At 39.9% G+C, this 17,200-nt stretch carries 16 protein-coding genes; 8 read left to right on the top strand and 8 right to left on the bottom strand.

The genetic code is table 11. The features are described 5' to 3' along the window. Positions 1–39: 39 nt before the first annotated feature. A complete protein-coding gene (gene gluQRS, locus M5121_RS06500; protein WP_249570679.1) occupies positions 40–903 on the top strand; it encodes a tRNA glutamyl-Q(34) synthetase GluQRS in 864 nt (287 codons plus the stop codon). Positions 904–962: 59 nt separating this feature from the next. Here gluQRS and ftsW read toward each other — a convergent pair whose 3' ends face one another. The 6 genes from ftsW to M5121_RS06470 form a co-directional block, all read right to left on the bottom strand. Then, the gene (gene ftsW / locus M5121_RS06495; RefSeq protein ID WP_249570678.1) at positions 963–2,156 is read right to left on the bottom strand and encodes a putative lipid II flippase FtsW; all 1,194 of its coding nucleotides are present in this window, start codon (positions 2,154–2,156) and stop codon (positions 963–965) included. A 10-nt stretch (positions 2,157–2,166) separates the two neighbouring features. Continuing rightward, positions 2,167–3,525 (bottom strand): UDP-N-acetylmuramoyl-L-alanine--D-glutamate ligase, encoded by a 1,359-nt coding sequence (gene murD, locus M5121_RS06490; protein WP_005163127.1) that lies wholly within the window; start codon positions 3,523–3,525, stop codon positions 2,167–2,169. 302 nt (positions 3,526–3,827) lie between these two features. Next, positions 3,828–4,115, bottom strand: a complete 288-nt coding sequence (locus M5121_RS06485; RefSeq protein ID WP_087536563.1) for a hypothetical protein — start codon at positions 4,113–4,115, stop codon at positions 3,828–3,830. A gap of 75 nt (positions 4,116–4,190) precedes the next feature. Further along, the gene (locus M5121_RS06480; protein ID WP_249570677.1) at positions 4,191–4,445 is read right to left on the bottom strand and encodes a DUF6587 family protein; all 255 of its coding nucleotides are present in this window, start codon (positions 4,443–4,445) and stop codon (positions 4,191–4,193) included. 12 nt (positions 4,446–4,457) lie between these two features. After that, positions 4,458–6,311 (bottom strand): ferrous iron transporter B, encoded by a 1,854-nt coding sequence (gene feoB / locus M5121_RS06475; protein WP_249570676.1) that lies wholly within the window; start codon positions 6,309–6,311, stop codon positions 4,458–4,460. Beyond that, positions 6,308–6,568, bottom strand: coding sequence for a FeoA family protein (locus M5121_RS06470; protein ID WP_034600743.1), 261 nt, complete (start codon positions 6,566–6,568; stop codon positions 6,308–6,310). Before M5121_RS06470 ends, feoB begins: the two co-directional genes overlap by 4 nt. Positions 6,569–6,718: 150 nt before the next feature. Here M5121_RS06470 and xerD point away from each other — a divergent pair, with 150 nt between their 5' ends. From xerD to thrC, 4 genes are all read left to right on the top strand, one after another. Then, on the top strand, positions 6,719–7,639 hold the full coding sequence (gene xerD / locus M5121_RS06465; protein ID WP_178883043.1) for a site-specific tyrosine recombinase XerD: 921 nt from the start codon (positions 6,719–6,721) through the stop codon (positions 7,637–7,639). A gap of 119 nt (positions 7,640–7,758) precedes the next feature. Further along, positions 7,759–8,574: a DsbC family protein gene (locus M5121_RS06460; protein ID WP_005163146.1), complete on the top strand. Its 816-nt coding sequence runs from the start codon at positions 7,759–7,761 to the stop codon at positions 8,572–8,574. 127 nt (positions 8,575–8,701) lie between these two features. Beyond that, positions 8,702–10,003, top strand: a complete 1,302-nt coding sequence (locus tag M5121_RS06455; RefSeq protein WP_005163149.1) for a homoserine dehydrogenase — start codon at positions 8,702–8,704, stop codon at positions 10,001–10,003. A gap of 58 nt (positions 10,004–10,061) precedes the next feature. After that, positions 10,062–11,201 carry a threonine synthase gene (gene thrC / locus M5121_RS06450; RefSeq protein WP_249570675.1) on the top strand — a complete coding sequence of 380 codons (1,140 nt, stop codon included), beginning with the start codon at positions 10,062–10,064 and terminating at the stop codon, positions 11,199–11,201. 66 nt (positions 11,202–11,267) lie between these two features. Here the strand turns inward: thrC and M5121_RS06445 are convergent, their stop codons facing one another. Together M5121_RS06445 and pbpG are read right to left on the bottom strand one after the other, a co-directional pair. After that, positions 11,268–12,047 carry a hypothetical protein gene (locus tag M5121_RS06445; RefSeq protein ID WP_249570674.1) on the bottom strand — a complete coding sequence of 260 codons (780 nt, stop codon included), beginning with the start codon at positions 12,045–12,047 and terminating at the stop codon, positions 11,268–11,270. Between the two features lie 172 nt (positions 12,048–12,219). After that, positions 12,220–13,287: a D-alanyl-D-alanine endopeptidase PBP7/8 gene (gene pbpG, locus M5121_RS06440; RefSeq protein ID WP_249570673.1), complete on the bottom strand. Its 1,068-nt coding sequence runs from the start codon at positions 13,285–13,287 to the stop codon at positions 12,220–12,222. A 210-nt stretch (positions 13,288–13,497) separates the two neighbouring features. Here pbpG and gacA point away from each other — a divergent pair, with 210 nt between their 5' ends. The 3 genes from gacA to M5121_RS06425 are packed head-to-tail and all read left to right on the top strand — an operon-like array spanning position 13,498 to position 17,165. After that, the gene (gene gacA, locus M5121_RS06435) at positions 13,498–14,133 is read left to right on the top strand and encodes a response regulator transcription factor GacA (RefSeq protein ID WP_005163158.1); all 636 of its coding nucleotides are present in this window, start codon (positions 13,498–13,500) and stop codon (positions 14,131–14,133) included. A gap of 19 nt (positions 14,134–14,152) precedes the next feature. Then, positions 14,153–15,718, top strand: coding sequence for a sensor histidine kinase (locus tag M5121_RS06430; RefSeq protein ID WP_249570672.1), 1,566 nt, complete (start codon positions 14,153–14,155; stop codon positions 15,716–15,718). A 22-nt stretch (positions 15,719–15,740) separates the two neighbouring features. Beyond that, positions 15,741–17,165 carry a sigma-54-dependent transcriptional regulator gene (locus M5121_RS06425; protein WP_249570671.1) on the top strand — a complete coding sequence of 475 codons (1,425 nt, stop codon included), beginning with the start codon at positions 15,741–15,743 and terminating at the stop codon, positions 17,163–17,165. The last annotated feature ends 35 nt before the right edge of the window (positions 17,166–17,200 follow it).

Raw genomic sequence — 17,200 nt, 5'->3', positions numbered from 1 at the left:
GACTGGAGAAGGATTGAAATACACAACCATAAAATCTTTATGCCTTACATCGGACGATTTGCCCCCTCTCCAACTGGCCCATTGCATTTTGGCTCCCTACTCACCGCAGTCGCAAGTTACTGTGATGCCAAAGCCAACCACGGCAAATGGCTAGTTCGAATTGAAGATACCGATATTCCTCGTATCTATCCCAATAGTGAAAACCATATCCGATCTTGTATTGATGCCTTTGAATTTGAACCCGATGCAGAAATTATTTGCCAAAAAGATCGTTTAGAGATTTATGAACAGGTGCTTGAACAGCTTAAACAAATTCAGGCGGTTTATGCCTGTCAATGTACACGTAAAATGCTGGGTTCCAATCATATCTATACAGGTACTTGTCGTGACCTCCATCTTGATTTCAGCCAGCAGGCGATTCGTCTTAAGGTCGCTGATCAGCTCATTTGTTTTAATGATCGTTTACAAGGCAAACAATGCTCAAACTTGCAACATGATCTCGGCGATTTTGTCCTAAAACGTCGAGATGACATTATTAGCTACCAATTGGCTGTCGTGGTCGATGATTATTTACAGGGGATTACCCATGTGGTTCGTGGTGCAGATTTACTGGATAATACCACTCGCCAAATCTGGCTCGGTTCGCTGCTAAACTATCCGACTTTGAGTTATATGCACCTCCCGCTTGCCATGAATGATCAGGGACAAAAACTGTCAAAGCAGAATATGGCGCGAGCATTAGACACTTCTAAAGCTCCAGAACTGCTACAGCAGGCGATTTTAGCGCTAGGTCAGCCTGATATTGAACTTGACCAGCCCCGAATCATGCTCAAACAAGCGGTGCAACAATGGAATATTGCTTTAATTCCAAAAGGCATTCATTTGGCTGGAATATACCTATAGGCAATAAAAAAGCCCTAGGCATGGCAAAGGGCTTCTGTAAAACTTTTAGGCTTGATTGACTAGAAGTTTGATTCTTCTTTCACAGGATTTAACTCTTGCGTTGATGCATCAATTTTCAAAATCAAACTGATCATGGCTGCACACATCATCAACGATGTACCACCATAACTAATAAACGGCAAAGTCAAACCTTTAGTCGGCATTAAGCCCATATTCATGCCAGCATTTACCAAAATTTGCATCAGAAAAATAATACTAATGCCATATGCTAAATAACCTGCGCGTAAGTAGTTATGTTGCAGAGCACGATGTGCTATTCGAATACAGCACGCTAACATCGTAAAGGACAATACCATCACCAAGGTGACGCCAACAAAGCCAAATTCTTCGCCAAGAACCGCTAACATAAAGTCTGTATGCGCCTCTGGAAGATAGGAAAGCTTTTGTACGCTGTGTCCTAAACCCGTTCCAATCCATTCTCCACGTCCAAATGCCATCAACGCATTTGATAACTGATAACCGACACCTAATGGGTCAGCCCAAGGATTCGTAAAGGAAATTAAACGCTGGAAACGGAATGGTTCAAATAAAATAAGTGCCGTAATCCCTGCAAGGATTGCTCCTAACATAATTAGGAATTGTGTTGCTGGTGCACCTGCCAAGAAAAACACACCAACCATCATGAGGACAATAACAACCGTTGCACCGAGATCGGGCTCTGCAACAATAAATCCAACTGTCAAAGCCATGACGCCACTTAGTCGCAATAAGCCTTTCCAATGCGTTCGAACTTCTTTAGCACGGCGAACAACATAGTCAGCGGTAAAAATTGCCATTACGATTTTCGCAATTTCCGTCGGTTGTAAAGTAAAACCACCGAGCTTAATCCAACGATGTGAACCGTTTACTTCCGAACCAACGACCAACACTGCCAATAGTAGTACCATCGTCACAAGCCATAATGGAAAAGCATTTTTAAACCATAAGTTCAAGGAAACTCTATAGGTTAAGAATGCCACCACAGCAGCAACAACAATCGAAATTCCATGACGAATTAAGAAATAAAATGGATTCTCATGAATATATTCGGCATATGGCATCGATGCGGATGCCACCATGACCGAACCGAAACACAGCAAAGAAATGACGCAAAAAATGAGAATATTACGTGCTGTCATTTCCGCAGGAAGCTTGGGCAACCGACTCAATAATTGTGAAATCTTTTGTACCGTATTTTGGGCTAAATCAGCCATAGATCAGTTCCTAATTTTTATTTTCATTCAGGGCATTTACACATGCCACGAATTGATGTCCACGATCATTATAACTTTTAAACATATCAAAGCTTGCACAAGCTGGTGATAGTAAAACGACATCTTCAGCCTGAGTATATTTCTGTGCGAGAGCTACAGCTTCCGATAAACTCGTTGCGTGTTGGATTACAGTGGTACCTTGAATAGCTTGTTCAATCACAGCTGCATCTTCACCAATCAGAATCGCTGATTTTACATATTTTTGAATCGCATCTCGTAATGGTTTGAAATCCTGACCTTTACCTTGTCCCCCTAGAATTAATGCTAGTTTGCCATGTTTCACTTCAATAGCAGCACCTAAACCATCAATTGCAGCAAGGGTTGCACCTACATTGGTTCCTTTAGAGTCATTATAGTAACGCACCCCAGAAACTGTTTTCACATATTCACAGCGATGCTCTAAACCTTTAAAGTGCTTAAGTGTTTCCAACATGGATTCAGTATCTAAACCAATCGCCTCACCCAGCGCCAAACATGCGAGTGCATTAGCAACATTGTGCATACCTTGAATATACATATCAGAGGTTTTCATCAAACGTGCCCTGCCACGCGCTAACCACATCGTGCCATCAGCATCACGAAGCACGCCATATTGATTTAAATCAGGTGCATTCAAACCAAAACTTTGCATTGGTGTAACATCAGGTACAAGCGGACGACTCAAATTGTCATCGCGGTTATACACCACTTTTTTCACGCCTTGGAAGATTCGATGTTTGGCCTTGTGATAACCGAGCATATCACCATGACGATCTAAATGATCTTCACTCATATTCAAAACAACTGCGACTTCTGCATTTAAATTTGAGGTTGTTTCTAACTGAAAACTAGATAACTCTAAAACAATTAACTCTGGCTTATCTTTGAGCAAATCTAATGCAGGACGTCCTAAATTCCCGCCTACAGCGACTTTTCGACCAGCTTCTTGTGCCATTAACCCAATCAGCGTCGTTACTGTGCTTTTTGCATTTGATCCTGTAATTGCAACAATTGGAACTTCAGTAGCACGACGTAGTATTTGAATATCACCAACAACAGGAATACCTTGTTCAATTGCTTGTTGAATTTCTGGCAATTGCGGCGCAAGTCCTGGACTAAGAATAATTTCTTCTGCTTGTAATAAAAGTTCTGTATCCAACTTTCCAAAACTGGTACGAACACCGGTAGGAATTTGATCATGCCCTGGCGGTGTTTCCCGAGAATCCGTTACTGCAACTTGGTAGCCTTGTTCATGTAGGAAGTTGACTGCTGACACTCCCGAAATCCCTAAGCCAGCTACAACTTTTAATCCACCACGTTGTATTAACATTTTTGCCCCATTTTTTTGCAGATTACAGAATGGCAAAAATGTTAGCACTTTACTGTTTTAAATGCTTTTTCAGTTTTCGTTTTATTCAGGCTTTTTTGTGTCAGTGCGTAAAAGTGAATCTATATCTTGTATAGGGAATTGTTCACATTCAAAAGATATTTGTGATATGAGCCGTATAGCGCAAAATTTTTAGATAAAAATACGTTTCGCGAGATTTAGTCATTCTGAATGAAGAAAGATAACGCAGTGACAACAACAATCGTTCTCTGTAGGGCTTTGACTAAAATGCTCACCATTCCCAATTAATTAGGAATAAAATAAGAAAATACCCATAAGATGATCGCAACATACATTATCCCATCAATTTTCTTGGCTGTGGCATTTCGTAGCTGAAAATGAATAATCTCAGGTCTTAACCATAAATACATAAAACAGAGATTAGAACCTAAGCAAGATAAAATTGCTTTTAAATGATGAGTTTCCGACCAATTCAGAATAGCAAAAATATTCAGCAACACGATGAAACCAAACAAAATTAACTTATGTCTAAGGCTCAATACTTTTATTTCTATATTTTCTAGTTGATTCATTCTGTGACTCTTTATTTTAGTTCTTTGATTATTAAAAAATTGCCCATACCCTAGAATATGAGCAATCATTATCTTTTAACGCCATTTGACCGCTTGAATGATTTCCTGTTTCTTGGGTTCATTGTTATCATCGACAGCACAGCCGCAACCTCCGCCACAACCCACCACAATTTTAGGTTTTAACCATGTTGCCAAACGGTACCAACCCAAACGCTGACAGAGATTCGATAAGCTAAGAAAGCTTGAACTTGCGGTTTTAGGGAATACTTTCTTAAAAACGACAAAAGCACTCCATAACACTAATACAGCAACAATCAAATACTCAAACATATGCGACTCCTTTTAGCCCCAAATGCGTGATGCAATTTGGTAGGTGAAAAAAGACATTAGATAAGCTAAGCCGAACAAATACGTTGCCATGATTGCGACATATTTCCATGAACCCGTCTCACGGCGTACCGTTGCTAAGGTTGCCAAACAATGTGGCGCATAAATAAACCAGACCAATAAAGATAAACCTGTAGCCAATGACCAACCCGTGCCATCCATACTGATTAAATGTGATAAACCTTGTGCCACTGCATCATCATCAGCGCCAGATAAAGCATAGACCGTACCCAATGCTGCAACGACTACTTCACGTGCTGCCATCGCTGGAATCAATGCAATACAAATCTGCCAGTTGAAACCAATTGGGGCAAAAATTGGTTGTATCAAGTGACCTAACATTCCTGCAAAGCTATAATCAATTGCAGGCTGTGTCGCACCATCTGGTGCTTGCGGGAAAGTACATAGGAACCAAAGTAAAATCGAAAGAGCAAAAATAATTCCACCCACACGTTTTAAGAAGATTTTGGCGCGATCTAATAATCCAATCCCGACACTTTTTAAATCAGGAATACGATAACTTGGTAACTCAAGTAATAATGCATGTTGTGATTTATCTTTTTGTAGAAATTTCATCACAATCGAAACACACAAAGCACTGACAATACCCGACATATATAAGCCAAAGAGTACCAAACCTTGTAGATTAAAAATCCCCCATACCATTTGACTTGGAATGAAAGCAGCAATCAATAAGGCATAGACGGGTAATCGTGCTGAACAAGTCATTAATGGTGCAACCATAATCGTGGTAAAACGATCACGCGGATCACTAATACTACGGGTTGCCATAATACCCGGCACTGCACACGCAAAGCTTGAAAGTAACGGAATAAACGCACGACCACTGAGGCCTGCTTTAAACATTAATTTGTCGAGCAAAAAAGCTGCGCGTGGTAAATACCCAGACTCTTCCAACACTAAAATAAAGAAGAACAGAATCAAAATTTGGGGCAAGAACACAACAACGCCACCTGCACCGGCAATAATCCCGTCAACGACTAAACTATGGAGCAAAGGCTGCGAAATATAGGTACCAAGTGTCGTACCTAACCATCCGAAAAGGCTTTCAATCCCATCCATAAATGGAGCTGCCCAAGCAAATACAGCTTGGAACACAATAAACATCATCACAGCAAGGCTTAATAAGCCCAATACAGGATGCAAAAATATTTTGTCGAGAAAATCGGTTCGCTTATCTTCCTGATCAACAAAGTTCACCACATCTTTAAAAATAATTTGGATCTTTTGATGATGCTCACCCGTTAAACCACTGAGTTCGGTATGGGGCACTGTATATTTTTGTTGATCTAATGCGTGCAGTAAGTTCTCAATACCTGAGTTACGCACAGCGACTGTCTCAACCACGGGAACGCCCAATCGCTCTGATAATTTTTGAGTGTTGATTTGAATTCCACGGCGACGTGCTTCATCCATCATGTTTAACACAACAAGGATCGGACGCCCTAACTCAATAATTTCTAGCACTAATCCGAGATGAAGCTTTAAATTAGTCGCATCAACAACACATAAAAATGCATCTTGCTGCCCTTCTTCAGCAATTTTACCTTCACACACATCACGCGTGATTTCTTCATCAGGGCTTGTTGCTTGCAAACTATATGTTCCAGGCAAATCAAGTACTCGAACATTTCGACCTGAAGGCAACTGAAAATGTCCAACCTTACGCTCTACGGTGACTCCTGCATAATTGGCAACTTTCTGGCGTGTTCCAGTTAAGTGATTGAATAAAGAAGTCTTACCACAGTTTGGATTTCCCACAAGGGCAACACGTAACGCATCACTCATGCAGGTGCTCCTTCAAATTGGATTTCAATTTTATCGGCTTCAGTTTTACGTAATGCAAAACGAGTAAAACCAATTTGGATTAGAATCGGATCGCCACCAAAAATACCTTTGGTAATCACCTGTACTTGTGTACCAGGCACAAAGCCTAAACTCTCTAAACGAATAGCCACAAGGTCTGGCTGTTCGGTATCATCGACTAAGCGATTCACTTTAGTAATCATCGCCGTTTGCTTGACTTTTAATGCTGACAATCGCACCGCTTCTAACCCTAAACTCTTTTCTCCAAGAGTATACAGGCAAATGAGAATAATTACCAAAAACAATCTCAATGGCATTCGCTTCTGTGACAGATCGACAACAATTCATTTTTCTTTTACAGTGCAGTTGAATGAAGGACTTTTCTGATTATGTTAAATAAAAAACCTCGTATTCCAACTGCAGTCACAATTCCAGAACATCTCAGTTTTTTACACGGTTTTCGTGATTATTTAGTGGCGCAAACCGTGAGTCCACATACACGTAATGCCTATCTATCAGATCTTATTCAATGTGATGAGTTACATCCAAATGTGACATTAACGCAATGGTCCAGTGATGATATTGCTGATGTATTAATTGCACTCACTAAAGCAGGCAAAAGCCCACGCTCTATTGCACGTTGCTTGTCTGCTTTACGTCAATTTTATAAATTTCTGAGAGAACAGAAACTCAGGGATGATAATCCCGTTGCAAACCATCGTTCTCCTAAAATTGGACGTGCTTTACCTAAAGATTTATCAGAACAAGATGTAGAAGCATTAATCAATGCACCCGATGTCAATACGGCGCTTGGTCTCCGTGACCGAGCAATGTTTGAAGTGTTATATGCCTGTGGCTTACGTGTATCAGAACTACTTAATTTACGTTTGGAATTGATTAATCTCAAACAGGGTTTTCTTCGTATTACAGGTAAAGGCAATAAAGAACGCCTCGTCCCTCTCGGACAACATGCTTGTGAGTGGATCGAAAAATATCTCGCCGAATCACGACCTCAGCTCTATAAAAGTAGTACGGATTATTTATTTTTGACGCAACATGGCGGCATCATGAGTCGGCAAAATTTTTGGTATGCGATTAAACGTTATGCACTACAAGCGAATATTCTCGCTGAACTATCCCCGCATACCTTACGACACGCGTTTGCAACACATTTACTCAATCATGGTGCTGATTTACGTGTTGTGCAAATGTTACTTGGCCATAGTGATTTATCAACTACTCAAATTTACACGCATGTTGCTCAGCATCGGATGCAAGAACTACATAACAAATACCATCCAAGAGGATAAAACTACCTTTTATCAATCAACATGATTTCATTCACATGGCATCAGCAAGATTTAACGAACTCAATTTAAATTTTTGGTATGCTTGGGCAAGCTTATAAATACAGTATGAAAGGTTGTTTATGTTGTTTACTCGGTCTCAGTTGTTCATTGCATGTGCATTAACCTCAACACTTTTGATCAGCGCTTGTTCAAAAGAAAATTCAGCACAAAAGCCTGATGCTCTGACGGCGAGTGCACCAGCCACGGGTGAAGCATCAACTTTAAATGAACGTAATGCACAACAACGTCTGGTTTCTACTTTAGAAAAACATTTTAAAACCGCCAATATTAATGCCAAAATTCTTGCCATTAAAAAAACTGAGGTTCCAAATTTATTTTGGGTGAGCTTAGAAGGCATGGGATCAGTTTATGCGACCAGTGATGGGCAATATATCATTCAAGGTGATGTCATTCGTCTTGGTGAAAAACAATTAAAAAATGTGAGTGAAGCTTTACAAGCTACAGAAAATAAAAAGCATTTAGCAGCACTCAAAACTGAAGATTTAATTGTTTATCCAGCACAAGGGGGTAAAGCGAAACACGTCATTTATGTATTCACTGATTCAAGCTGTCCTTATTGTCACAAACTACATGAACATCTTGCCGAAATTAATGCGAAAGGCATTGAGGTTCGTTACATCGCATGGCCACGTGGAGAGCAATTTATGCCAACCATGCAAGCGATTTGGTGTAGTCAAGATCGTAAAGCTGCATTCGATCAAGCTGCGCAAGGCTTACCAGTTGCATCAGCAGAATGTAAAAATCCAGTTCGTGATCAATATCAATTAGGCTTAAATATGGGCGTGAATGGCACACCTGCAATTTATAATGTTGAAGGTGTTTATTTAGGTGGATACATGACTCCAGATGAAATCATTAAACGCCTAGAAAAATAAAACATTCTCTACACCACCTCACCACGACTCGGGCGACAGATTAAAGATGATCTTAGCCCTAGTGTCTGCGCACTTTTTTAGCTATGATCAAGCTTCATTAAAATGATTGAATAAAATGGAGTGTGACGTGAAACCAGTTCGTCTGGCGATACTCGGTCTTGGTACTGTAGGTGGTGGAGCCCTTAAATTATTACAAGAAAATGCTGCTGAAATTAAACGCCGTACCGGTCGCGAAATTCAAATTACACATGTAGGCACACGCCGTCCACGTCCAGATTTACAACTCGAAGGGATCAAACAAAGTGATGATCTCATGGACATCGTACGTCAACCTGATGTTGATGTCGTAGTCGAAGTGATGGGCGGTATTCATCCTGCCTATGAAGTTATCATGGAAGCCATCAAACATGGCAAGCAAGTTGTCACTGCCAATAAAGCACTACTTGCAGAACATGGTAATGAGTTGTTTAAAGCAGCTGAAGATAATGCTGTTCAAATCGCTTATGAAGCAGCGGTTGCTGGTGGTATTCCAATTATTAAAGTCATTCGTGAAGGTCTAGCTGCAAACCATATTCAATGGCTTGCAGGTATCATTAATGGTACAGGAAACTTCATTCTGACTGAAATGCGCGAAAAAGGCCGTGCATTTGATGATGTGCTCAAAGAAGCTCAAGAACTCGGTTATGCTGAAGCAGATCCAACTTTTGATGTAGAAGGCATTGATGCTGCGCACAAACTCACTATCTTGGCGTCATGTGCTTTTGGTATCCCATTACAGTTTGATAAGGTCTACACAGAAGGCATTAGCAAAATTACAGCACAAGATGTGAAATATGCTGAAGAACTTGGCTTCCGTATCAAACATTTGGGTATTGCACGTCGTGCAAGTAATGGTATTGAGTTACGTGTTCATCCTACACTGATTCCAGCAGAACAACTGATTGCCAATGTGAACGGTGTTAAAAATGCAGTATTGGTACAAGCACATGCTGTAGGCCCAACGCTTTACTATGGTGCTGGTGCTGGTGCTGGTCCAACGGCTTCTGCAGTTGTTGCTGATGTGATTGATATCGTACGTGATATTTCTTATACCGAAGATGGTGCAGGAACGATTCCACAATTGGCGTTTGAAGCACTAACGAACATGCCTATCCTGAGTCGTGAAGAAATGACGACTGGATACTACATCCGTTTAAATGCTGAAGACCAAACGGGCGTACTCGCTGATATAACCACCATCCTTAGCCGTGCTGGTATCAGCATCGATGCGATCATGCAGCAATCTCGCTTGAAAGATTTGATTCCTATCGTGATTTTGACAGACCCAATTGTTGAATCAAAAATGGATGAAGCACTTGCTCAAATTCAAGCATTACCAGCTATTCGTGGCGAAATCGTAAGAATTCGTTTAGAATCGCTCGATAGTTAATCAGGTTGAGGGAAAATGCATTCCCTCTCCCAGCTCTACCTCATATTGGAACACCATCATGTCGAATGCCAATCGTTATACTGGTCTTGTAGATCGTTATCGTGACCGTTTACCTGTGTCTGCAACTACACGTGCAATTTCTCTAGGTGAAGGAAATACTCCTCTTATTAAACTTGAGAATATTCCACGTATTATTGGCAAAAACGTTGAAATCTATGTGAAGTACGAAGGTCTTAACCCAACAGGTTCATTTAAAGACCGTGGTATGACGATGGCTGTAACAAAAGCTGTTGAAGAAGGTTCAAAAGCGATTATCTGTGCATCTACTGGAAATACTTCTGCAGCAGCAGCAGCATATGCAGCACGTGCAGGAATCAAAGCATTCGTTTTGATTCCTGAAGGCAAAATCGCAATGGGTAAAATGGCTCAGGCGATGATGTATGGTGCGATCACCATGCAAATCCGTGGTAACTTTGATGATGGTATGCGCCTCGTAAAAGAAGTTGCAGATCAAGCGCCTGTGACGATCGTAAACTCAATCAACCCTTACCGTTTGCAAGGCCAAAAAACGATTGCTTATGAAATTGTAGAAGCATTGGGCCGTGCACCTGACTATCACTGCTTACCAGTTGGTAATGCAGGTAATATCACGGCTCACTGGATGGGTTATACCGAAGCAGTTGCAAATCAACCTGCTGATCAATTTGAATCCGTTATCTATGATGCTGCAACAGATCAATTCACAGGCCCTAAACCAGAAGGTTTACCGACTATGGTCGGTTATCAAGCTTCTGGCGCAGCGCCATTCTTACGTGGTGCTCCAGTCGAAAGCCCAGAAACGATCGCAACGGCAATTCGTATTGGTAACCCACAAAGCTGGAATCATGCAAAAGCAGTTGTACGTGATTCGAAAGGTTGGTTTGATGAACTTCAAGATAGCGAAATTCTTGAAGCTCAACGCTTACTTTCTATGTATGAAGGTGTTTTCGTAGAGCCAGCTTCTGCTGCTTCTATCGGTGGTGCTATTCGTGACATCAAAGCAGGTAAAATTGCTGAAGGTTCTGTGATCGTATGTACTGTGACAGGTAACGGTTTGAAAGATCCAGATACAGCAATCAAACAATGTGCGGATGCTGTGATGTTATCCATCGATGCAACGATGAATCAAGTTAAAGATTCTATTCTTTCAAATATGTAAGAATAAATTTTTAGTAATAAAAAACCAGTTGCAAGCAACTGGTTTTTTATTAACTAGAACATGATTTTATTCTTCATATTCATAATCTTCATCATAGCTGTATTGTTTTGCTAAGTCTTTTTCAATTTTTTGAATTTCTTCTAGATTAATTTCTTTAATTTCAAACAAAGGTTGCTTCAATAGCGAATTCACAGCATACAATGCTTCATCTTGCCAAGCATCAATGACAAGAGTTTGTTTTGCTTCATCATAACTTAAACCAGATTGTGTACTAATCATTGCTTGCAATAAAATCGGTTGGGCTGAAAGTTCATCCAAGCTGCCTTTTATTTCAATTGCTGAATAATCATAATCAGCAAAAATATGCTCAACTTTAGATTTAAAAGCATCTAAACTTTCTGAATATATTAAACCCGCAAAGCATTCATCATGCTCCTCCACCCATTGTTGTTTTTTTACAGACCATAAACCATAAAACTTGACTTCATTTTCGAATTCAACCAATTGGAATTTTTGCATTCCAGCAAGCTGAATAAATTCAAAGGTATCATCGTCACTTAAACTTGCAGGTAATACATCGTCAGAAATATCCCCTTCTTCGCAAATATGTTCACCACAACGTGAATATACGAAGTCATCTAATTGCTGCAATAATGCTTCATCAGCATCAAAAAGAGATTCAACTTCATATAATGCAAAATCACGCGCTCCATCTATCTCAAGTTTTTTATAAGCTAATTCAGCCTGTTGCTTATTATCAAAAACATTAGCAATACGATTGCCAGCTACGTAGAAAACTTCATCGTTATAACCAAAATACTTGGCACGAATCACATAAGTCGCCATCTTATTTCCCCAATTTTAGCTTTTTTGAAATCAAAATAAATATTAATGTCTGAAATGCTAATCTAACAAAAATTACTCAAAATAAAAGTGATAAAGCATTTTTTACGTCATAAAATGTCGTTACGTTATATAAAAAAGCTCCTCATATGAGGAGCTTTACGTTCGTAAGCAATTAAATTCTTTTCGGTAAAGTACTCAGCCAAGTTAATAAGTTGGTTGCATCATTGGTACGTGCTTGAGAAGTTGAAGCCCCCAATAGCACGACTACAGCAGGACGTGAATTAACAGTTGCATGCATGACCACACAGCGCCCAGCCTCACCGATATATCCTGTTTTAGATAGATTAATATTCCAACCACCATTACGCACTAAGGCATTGGTATTATTTGACTTAAGCACACGATAACCTAAATTAAAATCATAGGTTGGCGTGGTGGAAAATTGACGAATTAAGCCATACTGAGAAGCAGCACTCACCAAAATACCAAGATCACGTGCGGAAGAAACATTATGAGGATCTAAACCTGTTGATTCTGCATAACGGGTTGAGGTCATTCCTAATTGTTTTGCTTTTGCATTCATTGCAGCAATAAATGCTGAACGTCCGCTTGGGTAAGTCCTTGCTAATGCTGCCGCAGCAGGATTTTCTGATTTCATCAAAGCGAATAACAAAAGTTCCGCTCGATTCATGGTATCGCCTACTTTCAAGGTCGAACTTGAATTCTTTCCACCTGCACCCGCAAAGTCAATTTGCTGTAGCGTGATTTCTTCCGACATATTCAGCCGTGCATCTGCGGTAATCACAGCCGTCATCAATTTGGTAATTGAGGCAATCGGTACCGACATATTACTGTTTTTACTAAACAGTACTTCGCCCGTTTGTGCATCCATCACCAAGGCTGCACGTGCATTTACAGCGGGTTGGCTACTGAAATAAGAGGTATCTCGAATCTGTCTGCTTTTTTGTGGCGTTGCAGATGAACTAATACTTGCAGAACCACCACTTCGTAAAGTGGTTGTAACCGAAGTTGAACCTTGCGGGCTGATCTCTAATGAATCATCATCTTGCATCAATTGGCTTGCATCACTTGCAGACCAATTTAACGAAGCTGAAGAACTATTCGCACTTGTAGAGGCTGGATTGTTGTTTACAACCAGCTCAGCATAACTTGTTGAACTAAGCGCCAACAAAATAGACATGCTCAAGGCATGCATGATAGATTTTTTAGAATTTTTCACGACACAATACTCAACTCGGGACGCTGCACATTTGCGCTTAATAACATTATGCCTTACATTTGAACAAATCGGGTAAAGCTTTTATAGACACAATTGTGTACAACTATTCTCTAAACATGGAGAATAGGATTGCTAATTTTGTCGTTTGATTGCAAGCTCATTTTTCTTTATGTAACAAAAAAATCGTTTTTTTGAAAAAAGGAGGTCTTCTTGATCACTGTTCTCGTTGTTGATGATCATGAACTCGTACGTACAGGCATTTGTCGTATGTTGGAAGACCACCCAGATGTAGAAGTCATTGGACAAGCTGAATCTGGAGAAGAAGCGATTGCTTTAGTTCGATTAAAGCATCCTCAGGTTGTACTCTTAGATGTCAATATGCCAGGAATTGGTGGCGTAGAAACAACACGTCGCCTTTTACAAACAGCACCTGAGACTAAAGTGATTGCTGTCAGTGGTTTAGCGGAAGAACCTTATCCATCGTTGTTATTAAAAGCAGGTGCAAAAGGCTATATTACAAAAGGCGCGCCTATTTCAGAAATGGTACGTGCAATCAATAAAGTGATGCAAGGTGGTAAATATTTCAGTGCAGATATTGCTGAACAGCTTGCGAGTTCTTATCTTTCAGATACGCAACAATCACCTTTTGACGCACTTTCTGAGCGTGAAATGCAAGTCGCAATGATGGTGGTTAATTGTATTAGTGCTCAAGAAATCGCCGACAAATTATTTGTTAGTGTTAAAACCGTAAATACTTATCGTTACCGCATTTTCGAAAAACTAGCAATTGATAGTGATGTAAAGTTAACCCATCTCGCCATCCGTTATGGTCTCATTAAACCTTAATCATATTAAGTGATCGCTTATGTTGGGAAAAATTGCGTCCTCAGTGTCCCAAACCGTTTATCGGCTCGGAATTTGGTATAGTGGATATCGACTGATTATTTCAATCAGTCTAATCCTGATTTACTTACTTACCGCAGAGCAGCTTGCTACCAATTATGATTATCCATTTTTATATTTTTACACTCTGATTTGTTATATCAGCTTTAATATTTTTCAGCTTTTTTTACTAAAAATAGTTCCATTACAAATCAGCAAACAGCTCATTTTTATTTTTATTATAGACGTGATTTGCCTGAGCCTAATTACATTTTCAGCAGGCGGGCCAAACCTCCAGTTGAGCCTGCTCTACGTCATCATCATTTTTTCCTCTGCCATTTTACTGAATGCCCAATTGTCCTTAATCGTGACGCTGTTTGCGGTAATTATGGTGATTTATCAGCGTTTTCTGGGCAACTTTTTTGACTACAATAATTTAAATCATCTCGGCAATAGCGCTCTCCTTGCCTTTCTATTTTTTGTGGTGCATGCGATTGGCCGTATTGCGGTGCAACGATTTAAAATTCTGGAAACCTTAACTTTCCACCAATCTATCGAGATCCATCAACTCCAGAATATTAACCGTTATATTCTCGAACAAATTGAGGATGGCTATCTGGTGCTGGATGAAAGCAACCATATTGTACTGAGCAATCCCGCCGCCAATACCCTACTGGGTGTTCATTTTTCGATATCCACAGAGAAAACGCCTTTAATCAAATGGCAACCAGATCTATTTGAATTGATTCAGCTCAGCGACTTAAAAGATGGTGAGGAATTTAGTTTTGAATCGCAGCAAAGTCCATATACCGTTAATGTCAAAGTTAAACATCTGATTGTGCCTGAACAAGCCCTTATTTTATTGATTTTAAAAGATACACAGAAACTAAACCAACAAGTCCAGCAATTGAAACTAGCGGCTTTAGGACAGCTCTCAGCCAGTATTGCACATGAAATTCGCAACCCTTTAGCGGCGATTGTACAGGCCAATGAATTATTTAAAGAAAGTGACAGTCATCAACAAGAAATGCTCTGTCGTATGATTAGCAAACAAGCTAGACGTATTGATAATATTGTGCAAGATACATTAGGCATGGTGCGCAACAAACCAACTGAGCCACAAGTCATTCAATTGGCTGATTTTTTTGAGAGCCTATTGAATGAAGATTTAGTCGATGCGAAACATATGATTAAACTCAATCTTGCAGAACGCATTAATATTCTTTTTGATGAGAAACAATTACGCCAAGTTCTAATTAACCTGATTCGTAATGCTTTGAGGCATAATGCCGCAGATGCCGAACATATTGAGGTGCAGGTACATTTAAAAGAGGGCCGAACCTGTATTGATGTGATTGATTTTGGTACGGGTGTCGCAAAACGAGATATTTCTCAGCTATTCAAGCCATTTTTTAGTACCGAAATTAAAGGAACTGGTTTAGGATTGTACCTATCTCACAGCTTTTGTGAGGCAAATCATGCAAAGCTCACCTATGTAGAGCGACAACAAGGAGCATGTTTCAGGATTGAATGCTCAAAAATTCATTGATTCAGATTAGGTTTTCGGGGAAATGGCAACTAAACAACCACTCGTCTTGCTAGTAGACGATGAAGAAGACTTATGTCTCCTCATGCAAATGACGCTTGCACGAATGGGGATTAAAACCCATCTTGCCTATCGTGTAGAGCAAGCAAAAAAATTCTTTACCGAATTTCATTATGATGCCTGTTTAACAGACCTGAACCTTCCAGATGGCAATGGTCTCGATTTAGTTAAACATGTAACGCAGAACTATCCCAACACACCGATTGCGGTACTGACAGCCTATGGCAATATGGATATTGCAATTGCTGCATTAAAAGCAGGTGCTTTTGATTTTGTCAGTAAACCTGTCAATCAAACTCATTTAGATCAATTGATTCAAAAAGCATTGAATCGACCACAGCCTGAACAAGAAGCTGCTGAAAGCGCATTAGAAAATAAACTGCTCATTGGTCGATCTACGCCCATTCAGCAATTACGAATTGCTTTAAAGAAAATTGCTCGATCTCAAGCCCCTGTCTTTATTACCGGTGAATCAGGGACAGGAAAAGAAGTTGTTGCCAATTTAGTTCATCGTCTGAGTAACCGTAGCGAAGGACCTTTTATTGCGATCAACTGTGGAGCTATTCCAACAGAGTTAATGGAAAGCGAACTATTTGGTCATAAAAAAGGCAGTTTCACAGGCGCAACCCAAGACAAACAAGGTTTAATTCTTTCCGCACATGGTGGTAGTTTATTCTTAGATGAGATCGCTGAATTACCCTTAAGTATGCAGGTAAAACTGCTTCGTGCTGTACAAGAAAAGAAAATTCGCCCTGTCGGCTCAGATCAAGAAATTGATGTTGATTTCCGGGTCATCAGTGCGAGTCATCAAGATCTTGAATTACTAGTACAACAAGGTCGTTTCAGACAAGATTTATTCTTCCGCATTCACGTCATGGATATTGTATTACCTCCTTTACGTGAACGTGGGCAAGATATCTTATTGTTAGCAAATCACTTTATTCAGAAAATCAGCCAAGAATGGGAAGTCCCTGTCAAAACCCTTTCTTCTCGTGCTGAACAATTCTTATTGCAACAATATTTTCCAGGTAATGTACGCGAGCTTCGAAATATTATTGAACGTGCAATTACGCTCAGTGATGATGAAACCATTGATCTAGCTCATCTACAAACAGCTCCTCTACGTAGTCCTATTGCAACGCCAACAGTCTCATTTTCAACACAAGATGAAAATGATCATGCGGTAAGCACTAGCCCTATGGGTTCTAAAAAGCTACCATCTGAAGGACTGGAGCTCTATTTAGAAAATATTGAAAAAGAGATTCTTCTCAATGCACTAAATCTAACTCACTGGAATAGAACGTTAGCAGCTAAGAAATTAGGAATGACTTTCCGTTCTTTACGTTATCGTTTGAAAAAATTTGGTTTAGATACAGAAGATGATGAATAGTCTTAAAAATAAAGCCCCTAAATAGGGGCTTTATT

Origin of the sequence: Acinetobacter sp. ANC5681, from assembly GCF_023488045.1 — a bacterium.
GTDB lineage: Bacteria > Pseudomonadota > Gammaproteobacteria > Pseudomonadales > Moraxellaceae > Acinetobacter.
The sequence above is the reverse complement of the archived record's forward strand: the minus strand, read 5'-3'. Positions and strand labels throughout refer to the sequence as shown.

Bases quoted from the DNA above. Each gene is read 5' to 3' on its own strand.
- gluQRS (WP_249570679.1), top strand. From the start codon at position 40: ATGCCTTACATCGGACGATTTGCCCCCTCTCCAACTGGCCCATTGCAT.
- ftsW (WP_249570678.1), bottom strand. From the start codon at position 2,156: ATGGCTGATTTAGCCCAAAATACGGTACAAAAGATTTCACAATTATTG.
- murD (WP_005163127.1), bottom strand. From the start codon at position 3,525: ATGTTAATACAACGTGGTGGATTAAAAGTTGTAGCTGGCTTAGGGATT.
- M5121_RS06485 (WP_087536563.1), bottom strand. From the start codon at position 4,115: ATGAATCAACTAGAAAATATAGAAATAAAAGTATTGAGCCTTAGACAT.
- M5121_RS06480 (WP_249570677.1), bottom strand. From the start codon at position 4,445: ATGTTTGAGTATTTGATTGTTGCTGTATTAGTGTTATGGAGTGCTTTT.
- feoB (WP_249570676.1), bottom strand. From the start codon at position 6,311: ATGAGTGATGCGTTACGTGTTGCCCTTGTGGGAAATCCAAACTGTGGT.
- xerD (WP_178883043.1), top strand. From the start codon at position 6,719: ATGTTAAATAAAAAACCTCGTATTCCAACTGCAGTCACAATTCCAGAA.
- M5121_RS06460 (WP_005163146.1), top strand. From the start codon at position 7,759: ATGTTGTTTACTCGGTCTCAGTTGTTCATTGCATGTGCATTAACCTCA.
- thrC (WP_249570675.1), top strand. From the start codon at position 10,062: ATGTCGAATGCCAATCGTTATACTGGTCTTGTAGATCGTTATCGTGAC.
- M5121_RS06445 (WP_249570674.1), bottom strand. From the start codon at position 12,047: ATGGCGACTTATGTGATTCGTGCCAAGTATTTTGGTTATAACGATGAA.
- M5121_RS06430 (WP_249570672.1), top strand. From the start codon at position 14,153: ATGTTGGGAAAAATTGCGTCCTCAGTGTCCCAAACCGTTTATCGGCTC.
- M5121_RS06425 (WP_249570671.1), top strand. From the start codon at position 15,741: ATGGCAACTAAACAACCACTCGTCTTGCTAGTAGACGATGAAGAAGAC.